This window comes from Lelliottia sp. JS-SCA-14 (assembly GCF_035593345.1).
Classification (GTDB): Bacteria; Pseudomonadota; Gammaproteobacteria; order Enterobacterales; family Enterobacteriaceae; genus Enterobacter; species Enterobacter wanjuensis.
Genome location: NZ_CP141606.1, coordinates 1,162,019 through 1,181,338, shown reverse-complemented (window position 1 = coordinate 1,181,338; position 19,320 = coordinate 1,162,019). Strand labels below are relative to the sequence as shown.

At 58.9% G+C, this 19,320-nt stretch carries 17 protein-coding genes and 1 other RNA gene; 5 read left to right on the top strand and 13 right to left on the bottom strand.

The genetic code is table 11. The annotated features are described in order from the left end of the window. Positions 1-269: 269 nt before the first annotated feature. Complete coding sequence (locus U9O48_RS05470) at positions 270-1,469, top strand: enolase C-terminal domain-like protein (protein ID WP_324723749.1); 1,200 nt, start codon at positions 270-272, stop codon at positions 1,467-1,469. Here the strand turns inward: U9O48_RS05470 and U9O48_RS05465 are convergent. Beyond that, on the bottom strand, positions 1,457-2,176 hold the full coding sequence (locus tag U9O48_RS05465) for a GntR family transcriptional regulator (protein WP_324723748.1): 720 nt from the start codon (positions 2,174-2,176) through the stop codon (positions 1,457-1,459). The two genes, U9O48_RS05470 and U9O48_RS05465, sit on opposite strands and share 13 nt — an antisense overlap. A 94-nt stretch (positions 2,177-2,270) precedes the next feature. Here U9O48_RS05465 and U9O48_RS05460 point away from each other — a divergent pair, with 94 nt between their 5' ends. Beyond that, complete coding sequence (locus U9O48_RS05460; protein ID WP_285153367.1) at positions 2,271-3,830, top strand: EAL domain-containing protein; 1,560 nt, start codon at positions 2,271-2,273, stop codon at positions 3,828-3,830. A 30-nt stretch (positions 3,831-3,860) separates the two neighbouring features. On the opposite strand, the gene U9O48_RS05455 is transcribed toward U9O48_RS05460, so the two are convergent. The 4 genes from U9O48_RS05455 to U9O48_RS05440 all read right to left on the bottom strand — a co-directional run bounded on the left by U9O48_RS05455 (position 3,861) and on the right by U9O48_RS05440 (position 9,221). Next, the gene (locus tag U9O48_RS05455) at positions 3,861-4,214 is read right to left on the bottom strand and encodes a DUF1428 domain-containing protein (protein ID WP_282492604.1); all 354 of its coding nucleotides are present in this window, start codon (positions 4,212-4,214) and stop codon (positions 3,861-3,863) included. Positions 4,215-4,275: 61 nt separating this feature from the next. Then, positions 4,276-7,362 (bottom strand): beta-galactosidase, encoded by a 3,087-nt coding sequence (locus U9O48_RS05450; protein ID WP_324723747.1) that lies wholly within the window; start codon positions 7,360-7,362, stop codon positions 4,276-4,278. A 104-nt stretch (positions 7,363-7,466) separates the two neighbouring features. Next, complete coding sequence (locus U9O48_RS05445) at positions 7,467-8,534, bottom strand: LacI family DNA-binding transcriptional regulator (protein ID WP_324723746.1); 1,068 nt, start codon at positions 8,532-8,534, stop codon at positions 7,467-7,469. A gap of 75 nt (positions 8,535-8,609) precedes the next feature. Further along, on the bottom strand, positions 8,610-9,221 hold the full coding sequence (locus tag U9O48_RS05440) for a hypothetical protein (protein ID WP_324723745.1): 612 nt from the start codon (positions 9,219-9,221) through the stop codon (positions 8,610-8,612). A gap of 84 nt (positions 9,222-9,305) precedes the next feature. On the opposite strand from U9O48_RS05440, the gene U9O48_RS05435 reads away from it, so the two are divergent. Continuing rightward, entirely contained in the window at positions 9,306-10,727 is a 1,422-nt protein-coding gene (locus U9O48_RS05435; RefSeq protein ID WP_324723744.1) for a PLP-dependent aminotransferase family protein, read from the top strand. 63 nt (positions 10,728-10,790) lie between these two features. Here the strand turns inward: U9O48_RS05435 and U9O48_RS05430 are convergent, their stop codons facing one another. The 3 genes from U9O48_RS05430 to ffs all read right to left on the bottom strand — a co-directional run bounded on the left by U9O48_RS05430 (position 10,791) and on the right by ffs (position 11,598). Then, the gene (locus tag U9O48_RS05430; RefSeq protein WP_014069144.1) at positions 10,791-11,006 is read right to left on the bottom strand and encodes a hypothetical protein; all 216 of its coding nucleotides are present in this window, start codon (positions 11,004-11,006) and stop codon (positions 10,791-10,793) included. Beyond that, positions 11,003-11,254, bottom strand: a complete 252-nt coding sequence (locus tag U9O48_RS05425) for a hypothetical protein (protein WP_014830890.1) — start codon at positions 11,252-11,254, stop codon at positions 11,003-11,005. Before U9O48_RS05425 ends, U9O48_RS05430 begins: the two co-directional genes overlap by 4 nt. 247 nt (positions 11,255-11,501) lie before the next feature. Beyond that, positions 11,502-11,598, bottom strand: an RNA gene (gene ffs / locus U9O48_RS05420) — signal recognition particle sRNA small type. Positions 11,599-11,806: 208 nt separating this feature from the next. Between ffs and U9O48_RS05415 the strand changes: the two genes are divergently transcribed. Beyond that, the gene (locus tag U9O48_RS05415) at positions 11,807-12,118 is read left to right on the top strand and encodes an MGMT family protein (protein WP_285145198.1); all 312 of its coding nucleotides are present in this window, start codon (positions 11,807-11,809) and stop codon (positions 12,116-12,118) included. A gap of 36 nt (positions 12,119-12,154) precedes the next feature. Here the strand turns inward: U9O48_RS05415 and U9O48_RS05410 are convergent, their stop codons facing one another. Next, a complete protein-coding gene (locus tag U9O48_RS05410; protein WP_282492610.1) occupies positions 12,155-12,724 on the bottom strand; it encodes a YbaY family lipoprotein in 570 nt (189 codons plus the stop codon). 206 nt (positions 12,725-12,930) lie between these two features. On the opposite strand from U9O48_RS05410, the gene tesB reads away from it, so the two are divergent. Then, positions 12,931-13,791, top strand: coding sequence for an acyl-CoA thioesterase II (tesB, locus tag U9O48_RS05405; protein ID WP_282492611.1), 861 nt, complete (start codon positions 12,931-12,933; stop codon positions 13,789-13,791). Positions 13,792-13,874: 83 nt separating this feature from the next. Here tesB and amtB read toward each other — a convergent pair whose 3' ends face one another. From amtB to U9O48_RS05385, 4 genes are all read right to left on the bottom strand, one after another. Then, on the bottom strand, positions 13,875-15,161 hold the full coding sequence (gene amtB, locus U9O48_RS05400; RefSeq protein WP_324723742.1) for an ammonium transporter AmtB: 1,287 nt from the start codon (positions 15,159-15,161) through the stop codon (positions 13,875-13,877). A gap of 35 nt (positions 15,162-15,196) precedes the next feature. Further along, a complete protein-coding gene (gene glnK, locus U9O48_RS05395; protein WP_006809867.1) occupies positions 15,197-15,535 on the bottom strand; it encodes a P-II family nitrogen regulator in 339 nt (112 codons plus the stop codon). Positions 15,536-15,753: 218 nt separating this feature from the next. Further along, positions 15,754-17,535: a SmdB family multidrug efflux ABC transporter permease/ATP-binding protein gene (locus U9O48_RS05390; RefSeq protein ID WP_285145201.1), complete on the bottom strand. Its 1,782-nt coding sequence runs from the start codon at positions 17,533-17,535 to the stop codon at positions 15,754-15,756. Then, positions 17,528-19,300, bottom strand: coding sequence for a SmdA family multidrug ABC transporter permease/ATP-binding protein (locus U9O48_RS05385; protein WP_285158303.1), 1,773 nt, complete (start codon positions 19,298-19,300; stop codon positions 17,528-17,530). The genes U9O48_RS05390 and U9O48_RS05385 overlap by 8 nt, the downstream gene beginning before the upstream one ends. Positions 19,301-19,320 lie beyond the last annotated feature (20 nt).

Genomic DNA, 19,320 nt, shown 5'->3' with positions numbered 1-19,320 from the left:
TGCCGGATGTTGTTGTCGTTTTAATGTTGCCACGAGGATAATTAAACCCTCACAACAAAACAAACCAATAAAATTTGATATCGCTCACAGTTAGCCATTTAAAAAGATACCAACACCATGAAAGTCCAAAATTGGTCTGGTTTTTAATTACTTTACCGTTAAATACCTGACCAAAATAAATAGTCAAAAAAACGGTTTACCCGCCAACATTTTTAGGGTGATGATATTCCCCATAACCTATTCCCACAGAGCCCCCAAGGAGTTATTTCGTGACGCCTGTGATGATTAAAAATATCGAATGTTTTATTACCCGACCGGACCGGCATAATCTGGTGATGGTGCGCGTGACCACCGACAAGGGCGTTATCGGGCACGGCTGTGCCACCTTTCAACAGCGCCCGCTGGCGGTCAAAACCCTGGTGGATGAGTACCTGAAGCCGCTGCTCATTGGGCGCGATGCGAACAACATCGAAGATCTGTGGCAGATGATGAACGTCAACGCCTACTGGCGTAACGGCCCGCTAATGAACAACGCGATTTCGGGCGTCGATATGGCGCTGTGGGATATCAAAGGCCAGCTGGCGGACATGCCGCTCTATCAGCTGCTCGGCGGCAAATCCCGTGATGCCATCCCCGCCTACAGCCACGCCAGCGGCGAAACGCTGGAAGAACTATTCGCTTCGGTGGATAAACTGCTGGCCCAGGGCTATCGCCATATTCGCTGCCAGCTCGGCTTTTACGGCGGCACGCCGTCGGCGTTGCACGCCCCGGAGAACCCGACGCCCGGCGCCTGGTTCGATCAGCAGGAGTACATGGCGAATACCGTCGAGATGTTCCGCGCGCTGCGGGAAAAATACGGCTGGAAGTTGCATATTCTCCACGACGTTCACGAACGCTTATTCCCGCAGCAGGCCGTTCAGCTGGCGAAACAGCTTGAGCCGTTCCAGCCCTATTTCATCGAAGATATTTTACCGCCGCAGCAAACCGCCTGGCTGGAGCAGATCCGCCAGCAAAGCTGCGTCCCGCTGGCGTTGGGCGAGCTATTCAATAACCCGGCGGAATGGCACGACCTGATCGTCAATCGCCGCATCGACTTCATCCGCTGCCACGTCTCGCAAATCGGCGGCATCACCCCGGCCATCAAGCTGGCGCATCTGTGTCAGGCTTTTGGTGTGCGTCTGGCGTGGCACGGGCCGGGCGATATGACCCCGATCGGCGTGGCGGTGAATACCCATCTGAATATTCATCTGCACAATGCGGCGATTCAGGAATTTATTCCCCGATCCGCCACCACGGACGCGGTTTTCCCGGGTGCCCCCGTCGCGAAAGAGGGATTTGTCTATCCGCCAGAAGCAGCGGGAATCGGCGTGGGCTTCGTTGAGGAGCTGGCGCTGGCCCATCCGGTGGTCTATCGCCCACACGAGTGGACGCAAAGCCGCCTGCCCGACGGCGCGATTCACACGCCCTGATTCTGCCGCCAGGCCAGGTTGTCGCGGTTCCAGGGGATGACGTAGGTACAGGTGTAGTTGATGTCGATAATATCGCTCACCTCAAACACGCGTCCCCCGTCCAGAATGCCGCGGTTGTTGATGTGCATCGCCGGGCTGCCCTTCTTGCAGCCCAGCATCATCGCCTGTTCACGGCTGACGCTCACCGCGCGATAGGTGGTCAGCATGTGGGAAATGGTGAAACCTTTGCTCAGAACGTACTGCTGGATGGAACGCTCAATCGCCTGCTGATTAAGATCGGGAAAATCCGCCACCGGCATGCTGGACACTTCAAGCTGTACCGGCGCGTCATCCACGTAGCGCAGGCGGCAGAAGTGCCAGATAAAGCTCTCCTCGTCGATGCCAAAAATCTGCTGCGCCGCGCGATCGGGCCGCGTTTTATGCAGGCTGATCATCCGGTATCGGATCTGATCGAAGCGTTTCTCGGTGATCGAGTTATAAACCAGAGGATTATTACGCGCTTGCTCGTTGATCCAGATCCCCGAACCCTGCACAATCCGCACCACCCCGATGCTGACCAGCTTTTCCAGCGCCTGACGAATGGTGAAGCGCGACACGCCGTACTCCTCGGCGAGCTGCCTTTCCGGAGACAATTTTCGGGGTCCGGGAGTCGTATCCTGGTAAATTTTGCTCAGCAGGTCTTGCGTCACAAACTCTTTTTTTTTCATTGGCCTTACCTGAATGAAATCAAACTCTGCCGCATACTATAAGATTATTATTCGGCGGTAATCTAAATCAGCGGATCAGAAAGGAAACCCAAGCATGACAACTCGCCAACTGGTCAGCCTGGTGACCGGTGTTCTGATCATTGCCGTGCTGATCCCCATCTGCCTGAGCGTCTGGCTGGCCCATCGCCAGGCGGAAGATACTTTTGTCGCCGCCCTTGACCGCTACTCCGAGCGCGTGCTGATCCGCGCAGAGCGCGTGGTGGGCCAAGGTAAAACAGCCCTCAACCAGCTTAACGAATTCCAGGATGTCCCCTGCAGCCACGAACATCTGTTACAGATGCGCCGGGTGGCATACTCCCTGCGCTATGTGCAGGAAGTGATGTATGTCGATGATCAAAAACCCGTCTGCTCGTCCCTCGAGCAAGTCAGCAACGCCGCCCGCTTCCCGCCACCGGCGCGCGTCACCGTCGACGGCTACAGCGCCTGGCTGACGCAACAAAACGATCTGGGCTTTAAGCGTTTTATGCTGGTGCTGGGAAAGGGTCACTACATGGTGGTGATCGACCCGGCCTCCCTGATTGATGTGATCCCCTTTGGCTCCTGGCCGATTGAAGCGGCCCTGGTCGGTGAGGACAGCGGAGTGGTTTTCGCGAGCAGTAATCCACTGAATCAGGACGTCTGGAGTCAACTCCATGGCCAGCATCTCACACAACTTCAGCATAAAGGGTCCATGTATGTGGTGAAAGATGTGCCGGAGCTGCGCTATGCCGTGGTCGCCTGGGCTTCTCTTGTCCCGTTAAAAGAGAGCTGGCACCAGCAGCTGCTGTTCTGGCTGCCCTTTGGCGCGTTAATCAGCATTGTGGCCGCCGCGTTTATCATGCGCGTGTTGCGCCGCCTGCAATCCCCGCGCTATCGCCTGCTGGATGCGATCAACGCCCGCGAGCTGGTGGTGCACTATCAGCCGATTGTGGCGCTGGATACCGGCAAAATCACCGGGGCCGAAGCCCTCGTGCGCTGGCCGCAGCCGGACGGCAGCATGCTGTCGCCAAACATCTTTATCCCACTGGCCGAGCAGACCGGGCTCACCACCCGCCTCACCCGGCTGGTGATCGAGAAAGTGTTTGAAGACATGGGGGAATGGCTGCGCCACTATCCGGATCAGCATATCTCCATCAACCTCTCGCCTGCGGATCTGTTCTGCGGCGAACTGCCGTCGCTGCTGAGCCGTCTCCTGAACCAGTGGCAAATCAAACCGCAGCAGATCGCGCTGGAACTGACTGAACGCGGCTTTGCCGACCCGAAAATCAGCGCTCCAGCCGTGGCCAGCCTGCGCCGTTCCGGCCATCCGGTCTATATCGACGACTTTGGTACAGGTTATTCGAGCCTCAGCTATTTGCAGGATCTGGACGTGGACACCCTCAAAATCGACAAGTCCTTCGTCGATGCGCTGGAGTACAAAAACGTGACCCCGCACATTATCGAGATGGCGAAGTCACTGAAGATGGCGATGGTCGCCGAAGGGATTGAAACGGAAGGTCAGCTGGAGTGGCTGCGCCGTCACGGCGTGCAGTACGGACAAGGGTGGCTCTACAGTAAAGCGATGCCAAAAGTGGAATTCATCATGTGGGCGGAAAACAATCTCGATCCCGAGTAAAAGCCCGGCCAGTCTCGCCGGGCGCAGCGATTACTCGTCCAGCAGCGGCGCGAATCCGCCGTAGATCATCCGTTTGCCGTCAAAGGGCATCGACTCGCCGAACTCTTTCATGCGCGGGTCGGACATCAGCTTTTTATTCGCCTCATCGCGAACGGCTTTCGAGGGATATTCAATCCAGCTAAAGACCACCTCTTCGCCCTCTTCGGCTTTCACCGCCATGCGAAAATCGGTCTGTTTCCCGTCGGGGACATCGTCAGCCCAGCACTCCACGATCCGTAACGCACCAAACTCTTTGAACAACGGGGCCGCTTTTGCTGCCATCTCGCGATAAGCCTCCTTATTTTCCGCGGGAACAGCGACCACAAAACCATCGACATACTTCATGAGTCAAACCTCCGAAGTGATGATGCGGCCACCGGTGTGACCGCATATAACGAGGTTAAGTTTAGTCCTGTCGCCAGCTAAACGCGTAACGCAGAGCGCGATGAGGCAGGATAAACTCCGGCGACACGCTCGGGCTCCACGAATCATCGCCGCCGACGCCCATATGGAAGGCGTCGATACTCAGCCAGCAGCCCGGCTCCGCTTCCAGCAGGTGATGATGGGTAGTGTCGCGCAGCTGCTGCTGACCGTAGCGGCTGAGGGAGAAGTGAAACTGCCCCTGCAGCAGGTGTGTGCCAAACGCCAGCTCGCGGGTGTCGCAGCGCAGGCCGTTTTCCGTCGGGAAGATGTACGGCGTATGCAGCGCATCGAGCGGCAGCGTCCAGCGGCCCTGGCGCGCGGCCAATTTTCTGTCCGGGTAGTTCTCATCCGGCCCGAGACCAAGCCAGCTTGCCGAATCAGGCGCGTCTGCCAGCTGGCAGCTCAGGCCGATACGCGCAGGCTCCGGAATATCGCTCGCCACCTGAATCTGCACATCGCCGTGCAGCGCGCCGTGACTGTCGATAGTCCAGACCTTGTGGCTCAGGAACAGGGTTTTGCCGTTGAATTCCCAGGCATGACGCGTAGTGATGGCGACTTCGTGCGTGCGCTGCTCGCCTTCGCAGTGCAGCAGGCGCGGCGTCAGGCTATACATACCCGCCGCTTTCCAGCGTTCCACCCACGCGTTCGGATCGATGCGCGTCGCCTCGCTAACGCCAATGTCGTTATCGAGCGGCGCGCGGGTAAAGTTGTCGGTCAGCGGCGAGCGCAGGGTTTCGATGCCGTTATTCCACCACTGGGCGAGATCCCCGCTGGTTCGATCGAACTGCCAGCGCTGCCCCTGATGGCTCACTTCCAGAACCGCCTCTTTGACGGTCAGCGCCGGTTTCGCCGGGCCGACAACCGGCGTTGCCACGTAAAGCGGCGCAGGCAGCGGGAACTGATCCCAGGCGCAGCGATGATGGGCTGGCGACCAACGGGTGGCCGCCGTCTGGAAGACGTCGAGATTCATCCAGACCTCCCCCGGAGCGGCGGTGATTTCCGGCAGGGCGATCTCGATACGCTGCGAGCCCTGCGGCGCAATCGACAGCACCACCTCACCGCTCGCCAGCGCCTCGCCGTCGCGCAGGATATTCCAGCGCAGGGATTCGTTGTCGCTGTGGCGGAACAGGTAATCGCTATGAACCTCCACCACCAGCGGCGAAGTGCTCACCAGCGTAAAGGTGAAAAACTGCTGAGCGCGCTGGGCTTCAAACAGCGCCGGATGCGGCGTGCGATCCGGGAACACCAGCCCGTTCAGGCAGAACTGGCGATCGTTGGGTTTATCGCCAAAATCACCGCCGTAGGCCCAGAATGGCTGGCCGTTGTCGTCTTTTTTGGTCAGCGCCTGATCGACCCAGTCCCAGACGAACCCGCCCTGCAGACGCGGATGGCTGCGGAACGCCTGCCAGTATTTGGCAAACCCGCCGAAGCTGTTGCCCATCGCGTGGGCATACTCGCAGAGGATCAGCGGGCGCGTTTCGTCCGGCATGCCGATCCACTTTTTAATCGACCATTTAGGCACCGCCGGGAAGGGCTGATCCTGATCGACGCGGGCGTACATCGGGCAGACGATATCCGTCGCCGCCGTGTTGGCCCCGCCGCCTTCGTACTGCACGGGGCGCGTCGGATCGGTGGTTTTGATCCAGCGATAAAGCGCATCGTGGTTCGCCCCGTGGCCGGACTCGTTGCCGAGCGACCAGATAATGATCGACGGATGATTGCGGTCGCGCTGCACCATACGCGTCACGCGCTCGCTCATGGCCGGGAGCCAGCGCGGATCGTCCGCCAGACGGCTCATCGGCACCATGCCGTGGGTTTCGATATTCGCCTCGTCCACCACGTACAGGCCGTAACGGTCGCACAGGCGATACCACAGGGGATGGTTCGGGTAGTGCGAGCAGCGCACGGCGTTAAAGTTATGCTGCTTCATCAGCTCGATATCGCGACGCATGGTGGCTTCGTCCATCACCTGTCCGTTTTCAGGGTGATGCTCGTGACGATTCACCCCACGGATCAGCAGCGGCTGACCGTTCACTTTCAGCAGGCCGTTGCTGATTTCGACGCGGCGGAACCCAACGTCGCAGGCTTCCGCTTCCAGCAGGTTTCCCTGCCCGTCGTGCAGGGCGAGGGTTAGGCGGTACAGCGTGGGCGTTTCGGCACTCCACAGCGCCGGGCGCTCGACGGCAAGTGTGACGTTTAACCGTTCAGCCCAGTTGCCGCGTTCGTCCACCACCGCCGAGCCCGGACGAGCCGTCGCGGTGGCAATCGATTCGTCGCCCTGCCAGAGAGTCAGCGCCACTTCGCACTCGGCAAACGCCTCGCCGCCAAGGGCCACTTCCACCTGCAATTTTGCACGATCGTAATCCGCATTCAGCTCGGTGACGTAGTGGTAGTCAGCGATGTGCGTGGCGGGTTTATGCTGAAGCGACACGTCGCGGAAAATCCCGCTCATGCGCCACATATCCTGATCTTCGAGATAGCTGCCGTCGCACCAGCGCAGTACCAAAACGGCCAGACGGTTACTGCCCGGTTTCAGCACCGCGGTGAGATCAAACTCCGCAGGCAGGCGACTGTCCTGGGAATACCCGATCCACTCCCCGTTACACCAGAGATAAAACGCCGAGTTTACCCCGTCGAAAACGATGCGCGTCTGCCCGCTCTCCAGCCACTGTTCATCCACCTCAAATGTGAGCGAGTAACAACCCGTTGGGTTCTCGGCTGGCACAAACGGCGGGTTAACCATAATCGGGTAGGTGACGTTGGTGTAGATCGGCGTATCGAAGCCCTGCATCTGCCAGTTGGATGGCACCGGCGTGACGACCGCATCCGTACACTCCTGGGTTATCCAGCTCTCGGGAACCTGCTCCGGCGCGCTGAAAAAGCGGAACTGCCAGTCGCCGTTCAGCACTTTCTTGTGCGAAGGATCCTCCTCCTCGCGGGCCTGATTTTCATCGCGCCAGCTATGAAACGGCGCATGGGCAGGCAGACGGTGCCATTGGGTGACGCCGGGGTTTTCCCAGTCGCGACGAGCTAAAACAGATTTCAGAGAGTACGGGGATGCGACAGACATAATGACCTCTTTTGCGAAGCGCTCACAATTTTAGTCACAATGCCCTGGAGGAAAGATCGGGTAAAGGATCTGACGGCGGCAAAGCGAGCCAGATCACAAAAGGATTATTGCCGGGCCAGCTGCTCGGCCATCAGCGCCAGGGATTTCAGCTGCCGGGCCAGCGCTTCGCGGTCGGCCTGCTGCGGGGCGTGACGGGCGCTGGAGTGGCGCTCCACCAGCGTAACCGGGAGCTGCGTTTGCCAGAGAGCATCCGTTGATCCCGACAGCAGCCACTCGACGCTGCGCTCTCCGGCAACACGAAACGCCTGGCGGACGGTGGTCAGCGGCGGAGAGAACCAGGCGCTGTCGGCCGTATCATCAAACCCCACGACCGAAATCTGCCCCGGAACCGCCACCCCTTTTTCCGCGCAGGCGCGCATCACGCCGAGCGCCATCTGATCGTTCGCCACCAGAATGGCATCAGGAAGCGTGCTACCCGCCAGCAGCTGATGGCCTTTTTCATACCCGGACGCCGCGCTCCAGTCGCCATGAGCAATCGCGCACGGCACGATTTCATCCTGCGCCAGCCGCGCCTGCCAGCCCGCGAGACGCGCGCGCGACGAGACCGAGCTTTCTGGCCCGCTGAGCAAAGCTATTCGCCGGTGCCCGAGCGAAAGCAGATGCTCCGCGCCGAGCGTCGCGCCCTGCTCCGCATCAAACGCCAGGCGATGCACTTTCGCTTCGGGGGAGACATCAAAGAATAAAACCGGCACCGGCGCGGCCAGCTGACGAATGTGCTCAGCTTGCGGATCGTCGAGCGGAACGTTGACCAGCAACCCTTCCACGCGCTGGGCCAGCAGTTCTTGAAGGGCCGCCTGACAACGTTCGGGATGCTCCACCATCGAAATCAGCACGCTGGCCCCGCACTCGCCCGCGCGAGATTTCACCGCCGAGGCAATTTGCGACGGCGCATGCAGCGCCAGATCGGTAGTGATCAGCCCCAGCGTGCGGGTGCGTTTCCCGGCGAGCTGCTGTGCGCCACGGTTGGGGACGTAGTGCAGTTCCGCCATCGCCTGCTGCACCTTTTCCCGGGTGCGGGCGGAGACGTGCTCCGCATCGTTAATCACGCGGGAAACGGTCTGATAGGAAACGCCCGCCAGGCGGGCAACGTCATAGAGAGTGATGGCTTTCATGCTTTCAGTATCGCAACGGGAGATGCCGGTATTCTGGCACAGGGCGGCTGTTAAAGCATGTGAGCGCTTCGCAAATTAAACAATTCGCTCCGGCTCTGGCGCGATAATCACCTGTGGCTTCTGACGAAACCACGGCAGGCAGATCTGGATCAGTGGCCCGATGGCCAGGGCGTAGAGCACGGTTCCGACGCCGAAGGTACCGCCGAGCACGCAGCCAATCAGCAGGACGGACACTTCAATCGCGGTACGCACGCTGCGCACCGACCAGCCGGTACGGGCGTTGATCCCGGTCATCAGGCCGTCGCGCGGCCCGGAGCCAAAGCCGGCGCCAATGTACATTCCGGTCGCCAGGGCGTTCACCACCACGGCGGAGATCAGCAGCGCGCTGCGGGCCACCAGCGAACTCATCTCAGGCAGCAGCGACAGCGATGCATCGGCGGCCAGACCAATGACAATCACGTTACTGATGGTACCCAGCCCCGGACGCTGGCGCAGGGGGATCCAGAACAGCAGCACCAGCGCGCCGGTCAAAATCATCACCGTGCCGATGTCCATCGCCAGCAGGCGGGCGACGCCCAGGTGAAACACGTTCCACGGATCAGCACCCAGATCGGCGCGGACGAACATCGCGGTAGAAAGCCCGTAAAATCCCAGTCCGACGTAAAGTTGCAGTAAGCGACGCAGCATTATTTTTCTCCAGCAGGTTATGCTTTCATCCTGGCGGAAAATGGCTCTATGATTAATGTCCAGTTTTCAAATAGTGGACTGCATATGTCATCCCGTCGTTTCGGTAGTCAGTCTCTGGTGCGCCTGTTAGGCCACTGGCAACAGCCCTCTTCCCGCACTACGCTCTGGCGTCAGCTGGCGGACGCGCTGCGCCTGCTGATCCTTGATGGACGGCTGGCCCTGGATACGCGTCTGCCCGGCGAACGTGAACTGGCGGCAGCGCTTGCGGTGAGTCGCACGACCGTCAGTAGCGCGCTGGCGCATCTGCGCGACGCCGGGTATCTGGAGAGCCGCCACGGCAGCGGTTCGCGCATTATTCTCCCGGACAGCCATGCCGTCCCGACGCGGGCGGCGGCAAGCGTAGCGCTGGATCTCTCCACCGCCGCCCTCAGCGCCGGGCCGGAAATTCACCAGGCCTACACCCACGCGCTCACCGCCATGACCCAGCATCTCTCGCAGACAGGCTATGACCAGTTGGGCTTGCCGGAGCTGCGTGAAACCATCGCCGCACGCTACTGTTCGCGCGGGCTGCCGACGCGGGCGGATGAAATCATGGTGGTCAACGGCGCCGTCAGCGGGCTGGCGCTGGTGCTGCGAATGTTGACCGGGCCGGGCGATCGGGTGGTGGTGGATCATCCCACTTACCCGCTGGCGATTGCGGCGATCCAGGGCGCGTCCTGCCGCCCCGTCGGCGTGGCGCTCCCGGAATCGGGCTGGGACACGGACGGATTTGCCGCCACGCTGGCGCAAACCGCACCGCGTCTGGCCTATCTGATGCCAGATTTTCATAATCCGACCGGGCGCTGCATGGACGTTGCCACCCGCCAGACCATCGCGGATATCGCCGCGCAAACTCGTACTACGCTGGTGGTGGACGAAACCATGGTCGATCTGTGGTTTGATGCGCCCCCGCCCCCGCCGCTGGCGGCGTTTAACCCGCAGGCCAATATCATTACGCTCGGTTCGGCGGGGAAAAGTTTTTGGGGTGGTTTGCGGCTGGGGTGGATCCGCGCCTCGTCGCGCACCATTGCGACGCTTGCCCAGACGCGCGATACCCTGGATTTGGGCTCGCCGATGCTGGAACAGCTGGCGACGCTGTGGTTGATTGAACACTCCGACGCGTTTCTGCCCGCAAGAAGACAGATGCTGACGGAACGCCGCGACCGCTGCGGCGCGTTAATGCGCGAGCATTTTCCTGAATGGCGTTTTCATGAGCCACAAGGGGGACTGTCGTATTGGGTGGAGCTGCCGGGCAGGGTCGCCACACAGTTTGGCGCACGAGCGGAGACGCTGGGGATTCATCTGGGAACCGGAACGCGATTTGGTCTTTCAGGGGCCTTTGACCGCTATCTGCGGATGCCTTTCTCAATGGATTCGGCCGAGCTGGAAAATGCGCTGCTGCGAATTAAACCCTTATGGACCACATTGAATAAAAGCGACATTTTTTTAAAACGCGGCGTTATATAACCAGGTGAGAAATAAAAACTGCTGGCTGCAACATTGCAGTCAGCAGTTTTCACAGGTTTGTCATCAGTGCTGAGGAGGGATCGGGAAACCTTTCAGAGAAATAACGAAATTTTCTCCTTCTTTCTTTATTTTTGCGCCCGTATCACACCAGTCAGACGCTATGCGAAAGAACTCATCACTTCCAACATTCCAGCCAAGACGTACGTGTTTCACATAGCCTGAACGCAGCAGGTCGCAGGCCTCTTTGTAGTCATTGGCGGTAGACAGTTGTTGTTTCATTTTCTCTTCTTCAGAAGTTTGCGTAGAGCTTTGATTTCTTTAGGAGTAAAAGGAGATACACTCTCTTCTTCCGTATGCTGATTATCAATATCCTCTTCCGATACTCCCGCCTCTTCTGCTGCTTCAAACGCCAGCAGCAGCAGTTTTTCTGTCGTGACGCTTAAATTCTCATTATTCACTTCAGCATAATGGCGAAGTCTTTCTTTTAGCGCTTCATCAATTTTTACGTTTAAGACTGCAGTTGCCATGTTTGTGACTTCCCTTCGGAATAAGTTATTTATTTAATACACGAAGTTAGGGATGCAATCCACTGATATATTTTTTGCTTATGACACAATAAAAACACCCCGACATTAATTTGCCAGTCTATTATTACAGGTTTATGACAATATTATTTCAGTGCAATGAAGGATATATTACATATCCCTTTTAAATTCAGGGATAATATTTTTTTGAGGGAGAGAATTTTTTCAGGGAGGCAGAAATGGGTGGGGGCCCTGCCAGCTACATCCCGGCACACACGTCATCTGCCTTGGCTGCTTCCTTCCGGATCTGACCTGGTAAACAGAGTAGTGTTGCGGGAGAACCAACAGAGCCCCCATTGAGAGCGTTGGCTGTTCCCCAACGCGCTGGCGCATTATCACTGCACAGGATCGCAATTGCAAGTTAACCGCGACCGGATGCTGGTTTATTGCGCAAACCGTGAAAATAATCAGGTATTATACCTCTCCTTTTAGACCCGACATTCCCGCGCATGTTCCTTAACGTTCAGTCGCGATCTCTTCAACAGGAGTTCTCCCATGGATGAACACGACTCTTTCCCCCAGCGGGTATGGCAGATTATCGCCTCGATTCCGGAAGGCTATGTCACCACCTACGGCGATGTGGCCCGTCTGGCAGGTTCTCCGCGCGCAGCGCGACAGGTGGGCGGCGTGCTGAAACGTCTGCCGGAAGGCAGCTCCCTGCCCTGGTATCGGGTGGTGAATCGTCATGGCGAGATTTCTCTGACGGGACCTGACTTGCAGCGTCAGCGGCAGGCATTACTCTCAGAAGGCGTTCAGGTGTCGGGAAAGGGCAAGATTGATATGCAGAAGTATCGCTGGATTTATTAACTGCCCTCCCCGGTGAGGAGAGGGCAAAGGTCAGGCTTAGTATTTCGTCGGAGCCGGAACGGCAGAAGACGGGTTAACCTGAGTTGGCGAGGTTGACGGAACCGTCGTCGCGGCACCACCGCCCTGCTGCATCGGCACGGCAGTCTGCTGTACCGGAACCAGCGTCAGATCGGCTTTGGTCCCACCTTCGTTGATCACCGGCTGTACCGTATCGGTGATAAACACCAGTTTGTCATTCACGGTAATCGCCGCACTCAGCAAGATGCGCGCCTTAGGCTGGATATCTGCCGGGTTAAACGGCAGCACGAAGCTGAACGGTGACTGTTTCCCTTCGGTACGGACCGCTTTCTGCGACAGCACTTTAGACGGCGCATCCGCCAGTGAGGCATCAGACAGCGTCACGGTTAACACCGCATCCGGCGGCAGGGCCACTTTCTGGCGGATCCAAACGGTACCGGAAACGTTAGGTTGCTGCATGGTTGGCTGTGTCGTCGCCCCAGCGGCATTTGGGTTTGGCGCTGGCGTCTGGATATCTGCACTTTTATCCGCGCAGGCAGACAGAGCAACGGCTACCGCTAAACCACTTAACATGTGCACGAGTTTCATTGAGTTCTCCTTATCATCAATGCACCAGCGGGATCGATCCCGCCAGGGGGTCGTTAACAAAAACATAACGTGACTAAGTGTGGCACAAATCACTTATATATGCCTGGATTCCACCGATTATTCAGATTATTGCACCCATCGGACCACTTTCCTTTTTACGTTATAATGACTCTATCTTTCGCTGTGGCGCTTTATTGAGGACGACTATGAGTCAAGCACTGAACAATCTGCTGACATTACTGAATCTGGAAAAAATTGAAGAAGGACTCTTCCGCGGACAGAGCGAAGACCTCGGCTTACGCCAGGTTTTCGGCGGTCAGGTGGTCGGCCAGGCGCTGTATGCCGCCAAAGAGACCGTGCCCGCAGACCGTCTGGTGCATTCGTTTCACAGCTATTTTTTACGCCCTGGCGACAGCGCGAAACCCATTATCTATGACGTCGAAGTACTGCGCGACGGCAACAGCTTTAGCGCCCGTCGCGTGGCGGCCATTCAGAACGGTAAGCCGATTTTTTATATGACGGCCTCGTTCCAGGCACCGGAAAGCGGGTATGAGCATCAAAAAACGATGCCGCCCGCCCCGGCACCGGACGATCTGAAATCCGAAACCGATATCGCCCGCGCGCTGGCGCATCTGTTGCCGCCGCAGGTGAAAGAAAAATTCCTCTGCGATAAACCGCTTGAGATCCGCCCGGTGGAGTTCCATAACCCGATGAAGGGTCACATCGCCGAGCCAAAACGTCAGGTGTGGATCCGTGCTAATGGTACGATGCCGCAGGATCTTCGCGTCCATCAGTATTTGCTGGGCTACGCGTCCGATTTCAACTTCCTGCCGGTGGCGCTGCAGCCGCACGGCGTCGGCTTCCTTGAAAAAGGGATGCAGGTCGCGACCATCGATCATTCCATGTGGTTCCACCGTCCGTTCGACATGAACGAGTGGCTGCTGTACAGCGTGGAAAGCACCTCGGCGTCGAGTGCGCGCGGGTTTGTGCGCGGGGAGTTTTATACTCAGGATGGCGTATTGGTGGCGTCGACGGTGCAGGAAGGGGTGATGCGCAATCGGGGGTGATTTGTGCGGTCTGATGCCCTCTCCAACTGGGAGAGGGAGAAAACACTAAAAACGGCAACTCTCGTTGCCGTTTTGCTTTTACCTTAGGCGTTATACGCATTCTCGCCGTGGCTGTTCACATCCAGACCTTCGCGCTCCTGCTCTTCCGGTACGCGCAGGCCCACGGTCAGGTCAGCCAGTTTGTAGCCGATGAAGGCCACGACACCCGACCAGACGATGGTGAGGCCGATGCTTTCCAGCTGAACCAGCAGCTGATGACCCATGGTCACGCCTTCTGCGTAGCCCACACCGCCGAGCGACGTGGCCGCAAAGATACCGGTCATGATGCAGCCTACGATCCCGCACACGCCGTGGACACCGAACACATCGCAAGGGTCATCCACGCGCAGAATACGTTTCAGCGCCGTGACGCCCCACAGACCCGCGAGACCGGAGACGAGACCAATCAGCAGCGCGCCGCCCACACCGACGTAACCGCACGCCGGGGTGATGCCAACCAGACCGGCAATCGCGCCGGAACAGGCACCCAGCAGAGAAGGCTTACCGCGCACCACCCACTCACCAAACACCCAGGAGAGGATTGCGCCAGCGGTTGCCACCACGGTGTTCACAAAGGCCAGCGCTGCGATTTCGTTAGCGGCACTCGCGGAACCAGCGTTGAAGCCGAACCAGCCAAAGTAAAGGATTGCCGTACCGGTGAAGACCATCGGCAGGTTGTGCGGTTTGAACGCCTCTTTACCAAAGCCCACGCGTTTGCCAATCAGGTATGCCCCGACCAGGCCCGCGACAGCCGCGTTAATGTGCACCACAGTACCGCCCGCGAAGTCCAGCGCGCCGTGTGACGCCAGCAGACCACCGCCCCAGACCATGTGCGCGATGGGCACATAGGAGAGCGTCAGCCACACCACCACAAAAATCAGCACCGCGGAGAAGCGAATACGTTCTGCCAGCGCACCGACAATCAGACCGACGGTGATACAGGCGAACGAGCCCTGGAACGCGACGTGAATGTACTGATAGAAGCTGCCCATCAGTGCGGTCAGCTGAATATTTTTCAGCATCGCCCAGTTAAAGTTGCCGAAGAAGGCGTTGCCCTCGCCGAAGGCCAGCGAGTAGCCATACACCACCCACAGGACGCACACCAGCGCGAAGGTCACCGCGACCTGCGTCAGCATGGACAGCACGTTCTTACCGCGGATCAGGCCGCCGTAAAACAGCGCGATGCCCGGAATGGTCATGAACAGCACCAGCGCGGTGCAGATCATCATAAAGGCGTTGTCTGCTTTGTCGGCCACCGCAGGAGCCGCCATCGCCAGCCCCGGCAGCAGTGCCAGAGACCCCAGAGCTGTTTTGATTGTTGATTTGTTCATTTTCTCGATCCCTATCACTGTGTGCCAGGAGTTACTTACAGTGCCGCTTCGTCAGATTCGCCCGTACGGATGCGAATGACGCGCTGCAATTCGGCAACGAAAATTTTGCCGTCGCCAATTTTTCCGGTGTAAGCCGCTTTGCTCACGACATCGATCACCTCGTCGAGCTGGTCGTCAGCGATAGCCACATCAATCTTCACTTTCGGCAGGAAGTTGACGCTGTATTCGGCCCCGCGATACAGCTCCGCATGGCCCTTCTGACGCCCAAAGCCTTTCACTTCGGTAACCGTCAGTCCCTGAATCCCCATTGAAGACAGTGCTTCACGAACGTCTTCGAGTTTGAATGGTTTAATGACAACCGTAACCAGCTTCATAGTTCCTCTCCAGTCAGAATTCATAATGGCCCGCGTTTACAACAGAGGTATTGCAAGGGATGTGCCAGAGTTTAAAACCGGCGGGAAATCAGGCGGGAAAGGCAGAAAATGGCGATTGCGCAGAAATGGATAAAAAAAACGCACCATGACAGTGCAGGGTGCGTTTCATTTTTGCACCAACAGAAATCCCTGTTAGCGGCTTGCGGTATTTTGGTGCATCAGGCGCTGAGGGACTCCTCTTCGCGCGTGCTGGCGGCCAGCTCTTCTCCGGCCAGCTGCAGCTGATACATCTGCCAGTAGCGACCTTTCGCTTCCAGCAGCTCACGGTGCGTGCCGCGCTCGACGGCCTGCCCGCGATGCAGCACCAGGATGGTATCGGCTTCGACGATTGTCGACAGGCGGTGAGCGATCACTACCAGCGTCGTGTGCTCGCGCACCTCCGCCAGTGCCTGCTGGATGGCCTGCTCCGTGCCGGAGTCGATGCTGGCCGTGGCTTCATCAAGGATCAGCACCTGCGGCGTTTCAATCAGAACGCGCGCCAGCGCCAGCAGCTGCTTCTGCCCGACGGAGAGATTGTTCCCCTGCTCGCCGAGTTTGGTGTAGATCCCGTCGCTCATTTCACGCGCCAGTTCCGCGAGCTGGACTTTCTCCAGCACGTCCCAGACCTGCGCCTCGCTGAACGGACGGCCCAGCGTGACGTTGGCAAAGAAGGAGTCGGCCATGACGACAGGATCCTGCTGGACCATCGCAACCCCTTTGCGCAGCACGCCGTGGCTCAACGTCGAGAGCGGACGCCCGTCGAGGCGGATTTCACCCTGCGTCAGCGGGTAGTAACCCATCAGCAGACTGGCGAGAGTACTTTTCCCGCTCCCCGTGTGCCCGACCAGGGCGACAAAACTGCGCGACGGAATATCAAGATCAATATCCTGCAGCACCAGGCGATCTTCGCGATAGGCAAAGGAGACATGATCGATCGCGATTGACCCGCTCTGCAGTTCGCGCTCATCGTTGCCGTAGGTCTGGCGCGGCCTGTCCATCAGCTCGAAGACGCGCTCACCAGCGACCACCGCCTGTTGCAGCATCGACTGCTGGGTCGTCAGTTCGATCAGCGGCTCGTTCAGACGCCCGAGGTAGCTGATAAACGCATACAGCACGCCCACTTCCATCGTGCCGCCCGAACCGAAACCAAACAGCATCAGCAGACCGCACAGCACCAGCGCCGAGAACAGGCTCAGCAGCGGACGCAGCAGGAAACCATCCAGACGCAGGGTTTGCATGCGCGCCATATAGTGCGAGCGGCTCGCCTCGCCCATGCGTTCACCAAACCGTGCCTGCTGGCGGAACTGCTGGATAACGCTCATGCCGTTGATGACTTCGTTAAAGCCGTCGTTGATATCCGCCAGATAACCGCGAACCCGACGCACAATCGGCGTGCTGTAGCGCTGGTAAATGATCATCACGATCATCACCGCCGGGAAAATGGTGATCGCCACCAGCGCCATCCGCCAGTCGAGGCTGAACATCGCCACCAGCATCGCGCCGACCAGCGCCGCACTGCGCAGCACCGTCGCCACCACGGTGACGTACAGATCGCGGATCACTTCCGTATCGTTGGTGACGCGAGAGATCACCTGGCCGACAGGCTGGGTATCAAATTCGCTCAACGGCTGACGCAGGGCCGCATCCATCACGTCGGTGCGCAGCTGCTGCACCACGCCGACCGCCGCCTGGTTAAACAGCAGCGACTGAGCGTAATGCAGAGACGCCGCCAGTAGCTGAAGCCCGACATAGGCCGCGCCCAGCCCGGCCACCAGGCCGAGCGGAAGATAGCTTTTCGCCACCATGTTGTCGATGAAATAGCTGATCAGCAGCGGGCCGCTGACTTCTGCGATCGCCGCCACCCACAGCATCACCACCGCAATCGACAGCGGTTTGCGCCACGGCGAACCGTAGGCCAGCAGGCGTTTCAGGGTCGGCCACAGCTGGGTAAACTTACGCATGGGTGGCCTCCTCGTTCAGGTCCGGCGCGTCATCCAGCGCCGCCTCCAGCTGTTGATAGCGATACATGTCGCGATACCACCCGGACTGTTCCGCCAGCTGGTCGTGATGCCCGCGCTGGGCAACATGCCCGTGCTGCATCACCAGAATTTCATTCGCTTCCGTCAGGGCCGACAGACGGTGGGCGCTGATAATGACCGTGCGTCCCTCGCCCCACTGGCGCAGGTTGTGCAGGATCTGGTGCTCGGTACGCCCGTCGACGGCGGAGAGCGCGTCGTCAAGGATCAGAATTTCGGCGTTGAGCAGCAGCGCGCGGGCAATGGAGATACGCTGTTTCTGTCCGCCCGAGAGCATCACGCCGCGCTCGCCCACTTCGGTGGCGTAACCCTGCGGCAGACGCAGAATATCGTCATGAACGCTGGCCAGACGCGCCACGTGCTCGATCTCTTCCTGCGTCGCCGCCGGATGGCCCAGCGCGATGTTATTGGCGACCGTATCGGAGAACAGGAACGGCGTCTGGCTGACCACCGCCAGGCGGCTGCGCCAGGCGTCCAGCTGTAAGCGGGTCAGGGGAATGTCGTGGAAACGGATATCGCCTTTGGTGACATCAAAGTGACGCTGAATCAGTGACAGTACCGTGCTCTTGCCCGCGCCCGTCGGGCCGCAGATACCGAGCATCTGCCCCGGAAGCAGTTCAAAATTGACGTTTTCCAGCGTCGGGCGCTCGGTTTGCGGATAGGAAAATTCAGTCACCGCCACCTTCAGCACCCCGCGCCCTTCCGGCACGGATTCGGTGCCGTCGTTCACCACCGGCGCTTCCGCCAGCATCGAGCGAATACGGCTGTACGCCGCGCTGCCGCGCTCGACGATGTTAAACATCCAGGCCAGGGCCAGCATCGGCCAGATCATCAGCCCAAGGTACATGGCGAAACTGGTCAGTTGCCCAAGAGTCATGGAGCCATTGACTACCATCCAGCTCCCGCCGCCGATGGCGAGCAGGTTGGCGGTGCCAATGGCGATGTAAATCGTCGGGTCGAAGCGCGCGTCGATGCGCGCCACGCGCAGGTTTTTGGCTCCCGTATCGGCGGCGTCGGCGGCGAACTGCGCCGACTGGCGATCTTCCAGACCGAAGGCTTTGATCATGCGGATACTGGTCATGCTCTCCTGGGTTCTGTCGTTCAGGGAGGAGAACGCCGCCTGAGCCAGCTTGAAACGCTCGTGCAGCTGCTCGCCAAAGCGGTTGATCGCCAGCGCCATCAGCGGCATAGGCAGCAGCGCCAGCAGGGTTAACTGCCAGCTGATCTGCGTCGACATCACGATCAGCACCGCGCAGCCCATCACCAGCGAATCGACCAGAGTTAACACCCCTTCCCCGGCGGCGAACACCACGCGATCCACGTCGTTGGTGGCGCGCGCGATCAGATCGCCCGTGCGGTGGCGCAAGTAGAATTCAGGATGCTGGCGGCTGAGCTGGCGGTAAAAATCTTCGCGCAGTTCGACGGCGAGCTGATAGGACGCTCCGAACAGCAGCACGCGCCAGACGTAGCGCAGCAGATAGACAATCACCGCGGTCAGGACCAGCGTGCCTACCCACATCATCACCCGTGCGGTGGTGTAATGTTGTTCCGTGACGCCGTCCACCACATAGCCCACCACTTTCGGCGGGATCAGCTGGAGGATGGCAATGATAATAAGCAGGGCCACTGCGCCGAGATAGCGTCGCCACTCCCGGCGGAAGTACCAGCTTAACTGAGCAAATAATCGCACGCGGTCAATTCCTGAAGGTA